Source organism: Streptomyces sp. NPDC020379 (assembly GCF_044387105.1).
Taxonomy (GTDB): domain Bacteria; phylum Actinomycetota; class Actinomycetes; order Streptomycetales; family Streptomycetaceae; genus Streptomyces.
Window position 1 is genome coordinate 52,931 of record NZ_JBIRVR010000026.1, and the last position, 12,622, is coordinate 65,552.

Below are 12,622 nucleotides of genomic sequence, written 5' to 3' on the forward strand. Positions count from 1 at the left end.
GGTAGCGCATCCCGCCCCGTGCCCGGTTCCGGCCCCGGTACACCACGGGCTGTCACGCCCACGGCGCAAGCCTGCCCCCTTGCGGACGGCGCGGCGCCGCGGCAGCTCGTGCGCGTACCGCGCAAGGCAACGCGGCACAGCCCCGGTCGTGCGACGCCGCAGCAGAGCGGATCCGCGTGCCACAGCAACGCGAAGGAGTCAGTCCCGTGTCCGACACCAGCGCCCGCTTCTCCGTGCTCGGGCTGATGAGCATCTCCCGGGGCGGGGAACTGGTCGTGCTGCCGGATTCCAAGCCGACCACCCTCCTGGCCGCCCTGCTGCTCAGGCCCGGCGAGGTCGTGTCCAGCGACTACCTGCAGCGCGCGGTATGGGGCGACGAGCCGCCGATCACCGCGCGGGCCACCCTGCACACCTGCGTCCTGCGGCTCCGCAGGCTCTTCTCGAAGTTCGGCATCGCCGACGACGCGATCACGACCTTGCCCGGCGGCTACCGGCTCCCCGTGACGGGGGAGACCCTGGACCTCGCCCGGTTCGAGGAACTGACGGCCGCCGCCGACCGGGAGGAGGCCCCGGAGAAGGAGGCCGCCCTCCTGCACGACGCGCTCCTGCTCTGGCAGGGGCCGCCCATCTCCAACATCCGCTCGGACACCCTTCACCGGGACGTCGTGCCCCGCCTTGAGGAGGAGCGGCTCCGGGCGGCCGAGCGCTGGTTCGACATCGAACTGGCCCTCGGAAACTGTGGCAGGGTTCTGCCGCACCTGCGGGCCGCCGTCTGTGCTCACCCGGGCCACGAACGCTTCTGGGAGCACCTCATCGAGGCGCTCTACCGCACAGGACGCCAGTCGGAGGCACTCGCCGAATACCGGGCTGTCAAGCAGTACTTGAGCGACGAGCTCGGCGTGGACCCCCGCCCCTCGCTGCGCCGGCTGGAACTGGCCATCCTGCGCGGTGAGGACCTCGGCACACCGTCACCCCTCGCCCTGTCGGCCGCACACGCCCCGCCGTCCCCCGATGCCTGTGAGCCCGGCGAGCACCGGCCCGTGCCAGGCACCCGCGTCACCCCTCTCCCGCCCGACCTCCCGCGGTTCACCGGGAGGGAGCGCGAGAACGCCGCGCTGATGTCGGCCGTCGGCCCCGACCCGGACGGTGCCAGCCTCACAGCCGTGGTCTCCGGTCTCCCGGGCACCGGCAAGACCGCCCTCGCCCTGCACACCGCCCACCTGCTCGGGGATGCCTTCCCCGGCGGCCGGTGGCTCGTGCGGGTCGGCGCGGAGAGCGACACCGGCCGTCTGCTCACGGACCTCGAGCAGCAGGGCTGGGACCCTTACGGACCGCGCTCCCTGCTGATCCTGGACGACGTCCGCACCGAGGCGGCCGCCCGCGGGCTGCCCGCCTCCTTCCACCACGCCACGGTGATCCTCACCAGCAGGACCAGCCTCGCCGGCTTCGCCGCCGCCACCGGCGCCTTCGTGCTCCGCCTCGGCGCGCTCGACGACCACGAGGCCCGGGCCGTCCTCACGTCCGTGCTCGGAGAAGAGAGGGCCGGCGCCGAACCGGAAGCCGTCGACGAACTCGCCCGCATGTGCCACGGCTCACCGCTCGCCCTGCGCATCGCCGCCACCCGCCTGCTTCTGCGGCCCCGGCACCGCGTCGCCGACGGCGCCGACTGGCTGCGCGACGACCCGGTCGGCCGGCTGAGCGTGGGAGACGACCCGGCGATGTCCGTGCCGTGCCGCTTCACGGAGTTCTTCGAAAGCCTGGACCCCTGGCTCGCGGACGCCTGCCGGACTCTCGCCGCCCTCCCGGATGAGGTGCTCTCCCCCGAGGAGTGCGCGGCCGCCCTGAAACTCTCGCCCCGCGACACCGCCGCCGCGCTTGACCGGCTGACCGACGCGGGTCTCCTCGAGGACGAGACCCCCGGGCGCTACCGCGTCCCCGGACTGCTCCGCGCGTACGCGCGCCACTGCCCCTGCACCCGGCGCCGTCCCGGCACGAGCGCCGACGAACCGCTGGAGGACCCCCATGACCGCCGGTGAGCCCCTGACCCCGGACGCGACCACGACCACGGCCCCCGCCGACCTCGGCGCGCTCGCGGAGACGCGCCCGCGCATCAGACACGACGTGCTGTTCACGCAGACCTCGGAAGGCGTGCTCTTCCACAACGCGACCGGCGGATTCCACCTCCGGTCGGCATCGGCCTACCGCTTCGCCTCCCTGATCGTCCCCTGCCTCGACGGCACCCACCGGGTCCGCGAACTGTACGCCGGGCTGCCCGAGGACCGCCGCTCCATGGTGACCGAGCTCGTCCGCACCCTCCTGGACCGGGGCTTCGCCCGCGACGCCACGGAGCCGGACGGAGCCGGACACCCGCTGCCGGACACTGTGGCGGAACGGTTCGCCCAACAGATCGCCTATGTCGACCACTTCACCGGCGGCGCGCAGGAGCGCTTCGCACGGTTCCGCGACACCCGCGTCGCCGTCCTGGGCCGGGACCGCGTCGCCCGGTGGTGCGCGCTGAGCACGGTCCGCAACGGCGGTGCGCACGTGGCTGTCCAGGGTCCGGACACCGCCGCCGGAGAGCCCGCGCGCGGGGAGGGTGCCTCGCCGGGCGCGCACCCGGAGACCGGGACGCGAAGGGCAGAGGAGGCACAGGAGGAACAGGCGCGGCGAGCGCCCGGGACCGGCGGGCCCGACGACGGCCTCGGCACCGTCCTGGCGGAGGCCGAACAGCACACGGCCCACGGTGCCCCCGCCGACGTCACCCTGCTTCCGCACACCGACACGCCGCTCGGGTGGGACGACCTGGCCGCGTACGACGTCGTCGTGTGCGCCGGATCCGGCGCCCCCCGGCAACTCGCCCACCTGCTGGAGGAGGGCGTGCCACAAGGCCGCGCCCTGCTGCCGGTGACCGTCCTCGCCGACCGTGTGGTGGCCGGGCCCCTGATGACAGCCGGCCGCGCGGGCTGCTGGGCCTGCGCCATGCTGCGCCTGGAGGCCAACGCCGAGGACAGCTCCGTGTCCGCCGTCTGGCGAGACGCCGGACTGCCCGGCCCTCCCGCACCGACCGCGGGACCCGGCCCCGGACTCGCCGCCATGATGGGCAACCTGCTCGGCTACGACATCTTCCGCAGGTCCACGGGCGCGTTGCCCGCCGAGACCGACGGGCACGTCGTCGTCCAGCTGCTGGACTCCATGGACACCTACTCCGAGACCTTGCTGCCCCACCCCGGCTGCCCCTACTGCGGCCCCGGGGACGGTCTCCCGGGACACGTGGAGCCCCGGCAGGCAGAGCCCGCGCCGGAGGAACCCGGCTCCGGCGCGCCGGGAGCCGGGGAGCCGCCGGCCGGACCCTTCACAGCCGGGGCGCCGCTGACCGAGCCCGCCCCCGTCGTCACCCCCGGCACCGCTGACGAGGCCGACCGGCTCCTGGCGGAACTCCACGAACGCGACATCCTCCTCGGCCCGTTCGCCGGCGTCTTCCACGCCTACGACGACGACGCGCTCACCCAGATCCCGCTGAAGGCCAGCACGGTCGTGCTGGGCACCGGCGACGGCCGGCGACGCGCGGTCAGCGCGTTCGACGTGCACCATGTCGCCGGCGCCCGGCTGAGGGCCTTGCGCACCGCGGCCGCCGTCTACGCCGAGCACGTCGCCCCGCTTCCCGGCGTCCTCACCGCGTGCGCGACCACCCACCCTGCCCCGCCGCTGACTGAGCCGGGCCGTATCACCACCGCCCGCGGCCTCCCCGCCCCGCCCGCGGCCGTCCACGACTGGGTGGCCGCCGTCTCGCTCCTCACCGGCGAACGGTCCTTCGTGCCCGCCGCGGCCGTCCGCACCTTCGGCCCGTACAACACGGCCGGCCTCTACGTCCCCACCACGGCGGGCACCGGCACCGGCACGTCCGTCCCCGAAGCGGCCTACGACGGGCTGATGTCTGCCCTGGCCTACGAGGCGCTCGACGAGGCGGTCCGCGGCACCCGGCAGGCCACCCGTGTCCCCCTGACACCGACCGGCGATCCGGCCGACCCCGAAGTGACCTTCCTGGTCCGTACGGCCGAAAACCTCGGCGCCGACGTGGAACTCCTCGACCTGAGCGACCCCGACCCCGCCCCGGGCGCCCCCTGCGTCCTGCTGGCCCGCGCCGCCGGCTCCTCCTGGGCGATCGGCAGCGATGTGTCCTGGCGGCGCGCCGCCGTCACCGCGCTGCGCGACCTGCTCGGCCGCCTCCAACTGGAGCAGGATCCCGAGCACCACGGACCCACCGACACCGGCGACCCCCTCATGCCCGACCTCGCCCCCGACACCCTCCCCGCCGACGGCGACCGGCCCCCGGCCGAGCGGGGGAGGGCCGGAGACCTCCTGGAACGGCTGCGGGCGGCCGGCCGGGACGTGCTGGTCGTCGACACCACCTCACCCGACCTGCGCGCCGGCGGCCTCCACGTCGTCCGCGCACTGCTGACCCGGGAGCGGACCCCATGACCGCGCCGGTCACCGCCACCGGACCCGCCGAGGCCGTGCCGGCCACGGTCCGGGAAGCGCTGCGACAGCGGATCGCCGCGGCCGGCCACCCCGGCGTCGACGTCCTCCTGCGCCCCCTGGGGATGCGCGACGAACTCGCCCCCCACCCCCCGGACGCCGCGGCCGGCCGCGGCACGGTCCCCGTACAGCTCTACGGGCACATGGCCGTTCTCGGCCCGCTGCCCGACGCGGGGCGGCAGACCGCCGCCCGCCCGTGCGGACAGTGCCTGGCCCGGCGCTGGCAGGCCCTGCGTCACGAGCCGGTGCGTGACGCCCTCGAACTCGGCGGCCCCACACGGGCGGTTGGCACCTCTCCCTACCTGACCCCGTTCGTCCTGGACACGATGGCGGCGCTCATCGGCGCCGCCCGCGCGGGCGAGATCCGGACGGACGACGGACCGCCCCTCGTCAGGCGGCTGAACATGGAACGCCTGCTCGTCCGCTCGTTCCCGCTGGTCGCCGACCCCGAATGCCCCGCGTGCGGAACCCGGGAGGCACCGGACGGCGGGGGAGCGGCGGACAGCGCGATCCCCGCACCGCCACCCCTCACGCTCCCGTCGGCACCCAAGCCGGCCACCGACGTGTTCCGGCTGCGGAAGCCCGGCGACTACGACCTGCCCGTGACGGCGTTCGCCAACCCCCTCTGCGGCACCGTCGGCACCGGTGTGATCCGCGAACTCGACTCCCTCGCCACGGCCTCCACCTTCGGCTCCTTCGCCCTGCGAAGCGGCCACTACCTCTACGAGGTCGCCTGGGGCGGCCACACCACCCGCTACCGCGACAGCGTCACCGTGGGCGTCCTGGAGGGCCTGGAACGGTACGCCGGGATGCGGCCACGCCGCCGCCCCGCCGTCGTCGCCTCCCTGCGCTCCCTGCGCGAGCGCGGGCTGACGGCCCTCGACCCGCGGGACTGCGGCCTGTACGCACCCGAGTTCTACGCCGCACAGGACCGTGTCCTGCCCTTCTCCGAGTCCCGTGCCCTGCCCTGGGTATGGGGTCACTCGCTCGGCGACGGCCACCCCGTCCTGATGCCCGAGGTGCTGACGTACTACCACTCCGCCCCGCTGGAGGACCGCTTCGTCCAGGAGTGCTCCAACGGCTGCGCGTCCGGCTCCACACTCACCGAGGCCGTCCACTCCGCACTCATGGAACTCATCGAGCGCGACGCGTTCCTGCTGACCTGGTACGGCCGGGCGGCACTGCCGGAGATCGACGCCCGCACCAGCCGCCGGCCCACCACCCGCCACCTCGTCGACCGCCTCGCCCTGTACGGCTACCGGGCGCGCTTCTTCGACGCGCGGATCACCTTCCCCGTCCCCGTCGTCATCGCCGCCGCGGTCCGCGAGGACGGCGGCACCGGCGCCCTGTGCTTCGGCGCCGGCGCGAGCCCCGACCCCGAGTCCGCTCTGGCCGCCGCGCTCGCCGAGATCGCCACGGACGCGCCGCGGCTGCGCCGCCGCACCGAGCACCGCATGGCCGAACTGCGCACCATGGCTGAGGACTTCGACGCCGTCCAGTCCCTGTCCGACCACCCCCTCCTCTACGGGCTGCCCCAGATGACCCGCCACGCGTCCTTCCTGTTGGGAGACCCCGACGGCGGTTCCACCCCACGCGGCCCGTACTCCCTGTCCGACCTCTACTCCGGTACCCGCCCCGCCCCGCAGCCCGGCACCGACCTGGCCCAGGACGTCCACGCCTGCGTCCGTGGCCTCGCGGGCCACGGCTTCGAAACGCTCGTCGTCGACCAGACCCTGCCCGAACAGCGCGCGGTCGGCGTGCACACCGTCGGCGTGACCGTGCCGGGCCTGCTGCCGATCGATTTCGGCCAGGACCGGCAGCGGGCGCGCCTGATGCCCCGCACCCGGACCGCCCTGCACGCGGCGGGCCTGCTCGACCACGACCTCGACACCTCTGAGGTGAACCCCGCGCCACACCCCTTCCCCTGACCCGCTTCCCGACGCCACGCCCTTCGACCGACCGACCCAGCCAACCACCCGACCCGACAGCGACCCGGCACCATCCGGGGCGACACGACCCGCAAAGGACCCCCCCATGGGCATCGCACACGACTACCTCCACGCGGTGATGCGGCGCGGCCGCGTCGAGATGCCCCCCGTCGGCTTCCAGCCCGACTGGGCCGACAAGCCCCGCGCCGGGAAGTTCTACCCGGGTACCGACCGCCTCCCGCTGCCCCGCGGGAACTACCCCGCCGACGCCACCGTCGACGCGGGCCTGGCCCCGCCCCGCCCAGGCCCGGGCGCTCGCGTGAGCCTCGACGCGCTCGGCGGCATGCTCCTCGACTCCTACGGGCTCCTGTCACGCCGGCTCGCCCTCCACGCCAACGACGACCTCGCCTCCCTGCCGCGCTACGCCGCCGCCTCCTGGGCCCGGGGCACCGCCTCCGGCGGCGGGCTCTACCCCGTCAGCGTGTACTGGGTCAACGGCCGGGAAAGCCCCCTGACTCCCGGCGTGTACGCCTACGACCCCCCGCACCACGCGCTGCGGCGGCTGCTGACGGGCGACGTCTCCGGGCACGTCCGGGAGGCCCTGAACCTGCCTTCGCTGCCCGCCGACACCGGCCAGTTCCTCGTCCTGGGCATCAAGTTCTGGCAGAACGCCTTCAAATACAACAGCTTCTGCTACCACGCGACCACGATGGACATCGGCACCCTCACCCAGACATGGCGGATGTGGGCACGCGCCCGCGGCATGACCGTCGAACCGGCCTTCTGGTTCGACGAACAGCGGCTCAACCACCTCCTGGGCACCGACCCCGACGACGAGGGCGTCCTCGCCGTCGTGCCCCTGCTCTCCGGACCGCTCCCGGACACCGCCGCCCCCACCGGAACACCCCGCGTCCGCCGTGCCGACCAGGAGCGCTCCCGCCACGTCCAGGTCTTCCCGACGGTCCGCGCCGTCCACCGGGCCACCCTGGAAGGAGCCGCCCGCAGGCCGGACGCCCGGGCCCTCGCCGCCGCGGCCGCCCCGCCCGCCGTCACCGACGACCAGCACGAGATCGCCCTGCCCGGCCCCGCGCCCCTGACCGCCACCGTGCGTGACGCGCTCCGCTCCCGGCGCAGCGCGTTCGGCCGGTTCACCTCCGCCGCACCCCTGCGGACGGCGGAACTCGCCGCCGTGCTGCGCGCGGCGGCCTCCGGCGCCGCCCTGCCCTGCGACGTCAGCCCACCGGGCAAGGGCCTGGCACTGGCCGGCACCTACGTCTTCGTCAACCACGTCAACGGCCTCGAAGCAGGCGCCTACGCCTATGTCCCGGAAACCGCCTGCCTGCGCCGGGTCGTGTCCGGACCGCACGGGACCTTCCTCCAGCGCACCTACTTCCTGCGGAACTACAACCTGGAGCAAGCCGGAGCGGTCGTGCTGACCACGGTACGCACCGGGGCCGTGCTCGACGCGGTGGGGGACCGCGGCTATCGCGTGGCCAACGCCGTCGCGGGCGCCGCCTCGCAGGCCATGTACACCGCCTGCGCTGCCCTGGGCATCGGCTGCGGCTCCGTGCTGGGCTTCGACAACCTCTCCTACATCGAACGGCTGGACCTCACCGCGACCGGGGAGTGTCCCCTGCTCCTGACGATGGTCGGCCACGAGCGCCCAGGCCCGGCCGCCTTCCGCTACGAGATCGTCTGACACGGCGTGGACAGGAGGACTGTGCCCATGAACACGCACCCCGCGAACGCCGGCGGCCCGAAGGCCCTCCCCGGGGCCACGGCCGTCCCCACCGGTCCCGCCCCCGAAGACACCGCCGCCGCGGCCCCGCCCCGCCCGGCCCCCCTCGGAGACCTGTTCATGGCCCGCGTCGCCGGGCTGCCCTTCGAGTCCGTCCGCGGCCTCCGCTCCCCGGAATCCTGCCACTGGGCCACGACAGTCCACACCCGGCGCACGGAGCTGGCCGCACGCGGCGCCGCGCTCAGCGACCCGCTCCACGAGGCGATCCGGTCGAATGAGAACGACGAGCTCCGGCGCACCCTGGTCAACCTCCGCAGACAGCTCTTCTCCAACAAGCTGCCCTCCGGCATCCCGGACGCCCTGGCCGCCGCGGACGCCCTCGGCGGCAGCACCGGACAGGAACTGGCCGCATGGCTGCGCGACCGGTGCGCCCTGGACGAGCTCATCGCCACGGGCCCGCACACCGTCGCCGACGAACTGTCCCGCACCCGCGACGCCCTGCGCGCCCTCGCCCGCGCACCCCGCCTGCGCCAGGGGCTGCTGCTCGCCTCACCCACCCTCGACCAGCACCTGGACGCCTACCTGGACCGGTCCGCCGGCCCCCCGGCCAAGCGGCAGCGCCGTATCGAACGCTCCCTGCTGGACTACGTGTACCGGACCGCCTGCAAGACCAGCCCCTTCAGCACCCTCACGGGCCTGGCGCTCGGCGAGTTCCACGACACCGGCGGCCCCCTCGAACCCTCCGGCGACATCCTGGCGACCTGGCCCACCTACGCGCGCCTCAACGTGGCCGTCCTGGGCCGGATCGCCGAACTCGTCATCGCCCACGACACCCTGCGCCAGGACCTGCCCGTCACCCTCGTCACCGGCTGGCGCATGGACCACGACCGGATCCGCTACGTCCGGCGCAGGGTCACCGCCGGGGACGACGAAGCCACCGTCAGCTTCGACACCGTCCGGGAGAACCTGTTCTTCCTGAGACAGGGCGGGACGCTCGACCGCCTCGTCGCGGTGTGCCGCCGACTGCCCGGCATCCGCTACGGCGACCTCGCCTCCTACCTGGCCGCCGAGGACCGGCGCGGCACCGTACCGCCACCGCCCCGCCACGAGTACGACCGTTTCCTGGCCCTGCTGCTGCGCCTCGGCCTGCTCCAGGTCCCGGCCCTGGGCACCGACATCCACAGCCCCGACCCGCTGCGCGCCTTCCGTGACGCCGTGGCACAACTGGCCACCCCCTGGGCCCCGGACCTGGCCCGGCGGCTGTCCGCGGTCCTGGCGCTGACCACTCGGTACCCCGAAGCGGAAGGGGCCGACCGGGCAAGGCTGCTGGCCGCTCTGCGCGGTGAGCTGTCCGCCCTCCAGGAGTCCCTGGGCGGCGTCCCGGCCCTGCCGCGCACTCTCCTCTACGAGGACGCGCGGGCTTGCGACGAACCGCTGACATGCGATCGGACCCGCTGGTCGCAGACCGTCGGAACCTCCCTGGCCTCCTTCGACCGGATCACCGACGTCTTCGACATGACGCTGCCGCAACGGCAACTGCTCACCTCCTTCTTCCTGGCCCGCTACGGTCCCGGCGGCCGCTGCGACGACCTCCTGGGACTCGTGCACGACTTCCAGGAGGACATCTACGAGCAGTACACGCGGGCCACATCCCGGCGCCGGCCCTTCACCGACGACGGCACTTACGTCCCCCTGGACAACTGGCTCGACGCACCGGGCCCCCGGGCCCTCGACCAGGCCCGCCAGGAGCTCGCCGACCGGATGCGCACCCTGTGGGAGAACCGGCCCGAAGGCGCCGAAGAGATCATCCTGGAGGACACGGCCGTCGACGCCGTCGCCCGGAAGCTGCCGTCACCCGAGGCACGGCGCCTGCCGCACAGCCATTTCCTCCAGCTCGCCCGGTGCGACGGCGAATCCGTCGCGGTCCTCAACCGCACCTGGGGCGCGTTCGCCTTCCCCTTCTCACGCTTCACCCACTGCTTCCCCGAAGGCCCCACCGGGCCGGAGGAGAGGATCCGTGCCGCCGGGCGCGCCCTCCTCCCGGAAGGCGCCGCGTACGCCGAGATCACCGGAGGATTCGCGACCACCAACCTCAACCTCCACGGGAGGCTGACCGACTACGAGATCGTCTGCCCGGGGGAGACCAGCTCCGCACCACCGCGCGCACGGATAGCCCTCGGCGACCTCCACCTCGAGCACGACGTGGCCGAGGACCGGCTCGTCCTGCGCTCCGACCGCCTCGGCCGCGAGATCGTCCCCGTCTACCTCGGCTACCTCGTCGCGGCAGCCCTGCCCGAGATCCCCCGCACCCTGCTGCTGCTCTCGCCGTCCTCCTTCCCTGTCGTCGACCTGTGGGACGGCGTGCCACAGGAGGACACCGAGTCGGGCATCAGCACCCGCCCGCGCGTACGCCACGGCCACGTGGTCCTCAGCCGCCGCTCCTGGACGCTCACGGCGGAGCGGCTGCCTCTGCGGCAGCCCGGCACCTCCGACGCCCAGTGGTTCCTGGGCTGGCAGGAATGGCGCCTGCGGCACGACATCCCCGAGCAGGTGTTCGCCACGGTCCAGGCCCCCGACGACGAGCCGGCCGGCCCCGCCGCCCGGAGCAAGCCCCAGTACGTCGACTTCTGCTCGTTCCTGGCCCTGACCGCCTTCGAGGCACGGCTGCACGACACCACGGCCCGCGTCGTCCTGCGGGAGGCACTCCCCGGCGGGGACGACGCACCCCTCGTCTCCCGCGACGGCCGGCATGTCACCGAACTCGTCGTCGAGACCCACTTCACCCGCCCGGAAGGACGGTGAGCCCGCCATGAACACCACTCCCGCGACCGGACCCATACCCCACCCCGGGCACCGCGACGGCCGGCACCGGCTGTGCGGTCCGGAACCCGCCCCCGGCGAAGGAGCCTGGCAGGCCCTGCACATCTTCTATCCCGGCAGCCCCCGCCCGATGCTCACCCGGGCCGTCCGGCCCCTGCTGGACGAGCTGACCGCCGACGGGCTCATCACCAACTACTTCTTCCTCAACTACTGGCTGGAAGGCCCGCACGTGCGCCTCCGCCTCAAGCCCGCCCGCCCCGGCGCCGAGGCCGAGGTGAGAGCCCGGACCGAGCAGGCCATCGGCGCCTTCCTGCGCTCCCGGCCCGCCCTCTACCAAGTGACCTCCGAGTTCTATGTCGAGCTCTACAACACCCTCTTCGACCAGGAGTTCACCGAAGAGGAACGCCGCCCCTACCTCGACGCCGACGGCCGCATGCGACTGCGCGCGACCAACACCTACAGCTGGGAGCCCTACGCCCCCGAGTACGGCAAGTACGGCGGCCCCGCCGGCGTGGCCCTGGCCGAGTGGCACTTCCGCCACTCCACCGACCTGGTCATCGACGCCATGCGCGGCATGAACCTCCAAGTCCGCACCGTTCTCCTCGGCTTCGCCGCCCAGCTGATGATGACCATGACCGCCGTCCTCCTCGACGACCGGGACGCCGTCGCGGCCTACCTGGAGCGCTACCACCACTTCTGGCACCGCTCCTTCTCCGGCACCGCCCTCGTCGACCCCGGCGAGGCGTACGACCGCACATACGACGCCATGGCCGACGGCCTGCGCGCCCGCTTCGAGACGGTCCTCGACGCCACCGCCTCCGGGACCACCGACCACCTGCCCGGTGCCGTCCGCACCTGGGCCCGGCACTGCACAGAGCTGCGCACCGCCGTCGCCGGCCTCGCCGTCCGCGGCGAACTGGAGTTCCGCGACTGGGAGAACGGCGGCACCACCACGGTCACCGACCCCGGCGCCGCCCTGCAGATCCTGCTCTCGCCATACATGCACATGACCAACAACCGGCTGCACGTCACCATCCGGGACGAGGCATACCTCTCCTACGTCCTGGCCAGATCCCTGACCGATGAACCCGGCGGCAGGAACGGCACAGACACCCAGCCGGCCAGGGGCGGCGGCCCGGCCGCCACACACGAGGACGGCGAGTGACATGCCCGCGAACGACGCCAACGACATCCCGCACGGCCGGGCACCCACCCTGGCGGAACTGCGCCCGGCCCGCCGCCCGGACCTGGTGCTCGGACCCGGCCTGTGGCGCGGGCACACCGTTGTCCACCTGGTCAAGGACCCCCGGTCGGGCCGGTGCCACGAAATGGGCGCCCGCGAGCACTTCCTGCTCGCCCGGCTCGACGGCGAACGCACCCTGGCGGACGTGGGCGAGGACTACGGCAGGCACTTCGGCCGCCGACTCGACGACACCGCCTGGCAACGGCTGCTGACACTCTTCAGGACGCGGGACCTCCTCGCGGACAGCCCGCCGTCACCGGCCGCCCGGCCCGACCGCGCACCGGCGACGACCTGCCCCGAGCAAGCTCCCGGCATTGCCCGGCGAGCCCTGACGGGCGAACCGGCGGCACGACCGGC

Annotated in this window: 6 protein-coding genes; all 6 read left to right on the plus strand. The window is 74.0% G+C overall.

Features of this window, described 5'->3' with window-relative positions; translation table 11 throughout:
• Positions 1 to 206: 206 nt before the first annotated feature.
• The 6 genes from ACH427_RS27590 to ACH427_RS27615 all read left to right on the plus strand — a co-directional run bounded on the left by ACH427_RS27590 (position 207) and on the right by ACH427_RS27615 (position 12,187).
• Positions 207 to 2,036 (plus strand): BTAD domain-containing putative transcriptional regulator, encoded by a 1,830-nt coding sequence (locus tag ACH427_RS27590; RefSeq protein ID WP_398873646.1) that lies wholly within the window; start codon positions 207 to 209, stop codon positions 2,034 to 2,036.
• Complete coding sequence (locus tag ACH427_RS27595) at positions 2,023 to 4,479, plus strand: TOMM precursor leader peptide-binding protein (RefSeq protein ID WP_398873648.1); 2,457 nt, start codon at positions 2,023 to 2,025, stop codon at positions 4,477 to 4,479. The genes ACH427_RS27590 and ACH427_RS27595 overlap by 14 nt, the downstream gene beginning before the upstream one ends.
• A complete protein-coding gene (locus tag ACH427_RS27600) occupies positions 4,476 to 6,464 on the plus strand; it encodes a TOMM precursor leader peptide-binding protein (protein ID WP_398873650.1) in 1,989 nt (662 codons plus the stop codon). The genes ACH427_RS27595 and ACH427_RS27600 overlap by 4 nt, the downstream gene beginning before the upstream one ends.
• A gap of 106 nt (positions 6,465 to 6,570) precedes the next feature.
• Positions 6,571 to 8,163 carry a SagB family peptide dehydrogenase gene (locus tag ACH427_RS27605; RefSeq protein WP_398873652.1) on the plus strand — a complete coding sequence of 531 codons (1,593 nt, stop codon included), beginning with the start codon at positions 6,571 to 6,573 and terminating at the stop codon, positions 8,161 to 8,163.
• Between the two features lie 27 nt (positions 8,164 to 8,190).
• Positions 8,191 to 11,004, plus strand: coding sequence for a lantibiotic dehydratase (locus tag ACH427_RS27610; RefSeq protein ID WP_398873654.1), 2,814 nt, complete (start codon positions 8,191 to 8,193; stop codon positions 11,002 to 11,004).
• Positions 11,005 to 11,011: 7 nt separating this feature from the next.
• Positions 11,012 to 12,187, plus strand: a complete 1,176-nt coding sequence (locus ACH427_RS27615; RefSeq protein WP_398873656.1) for a lantibiotic dehydratase C-terminal domain-containing protein — start codon at positions 11,012 to 11,014, stop codon at positions 12,185 to 12,187.
• Positions 12,188 to 12,622 lie beyond the last annotated feature (435 nt).

Coding starts and splice junctions, on each gene's coding strand:
- ACH427_RS27595 (WP_398873648.1), top strand. CDS start 2,023: ATGACCGCCGGTGAGCCCCTGACCCCGGACGCGACCACGACCACGGCC.
- ACH427_RS27600 (WP_398873650.1), top strand. CDS start 4,476: ATGACCGCGCCGGTCACCGCCACCGGACCCGCCGAGGCCGTGCCGGCC.
- ACH427_RS27605 (WP_398873652.1), top strand. CDS start 6,571: ATGGGCATCGCACACGACTACCTCCACGCGGTGATGCGGCGCGGCCGC.
- ACH427_RS27610 (WP_398873654.1), top strand. CDS start 8,191: ATGAACACGCACCCCGCGAACGCCGGCGGCCCGAAGGCCCTCCCCGGG.
- ACH427_RS27615 (WP_398873656.1), top strand. CDS start 11,012: ATGAACACCACTCCCGCGACCGGACCCATACCCCACCCCGGGCACCGC.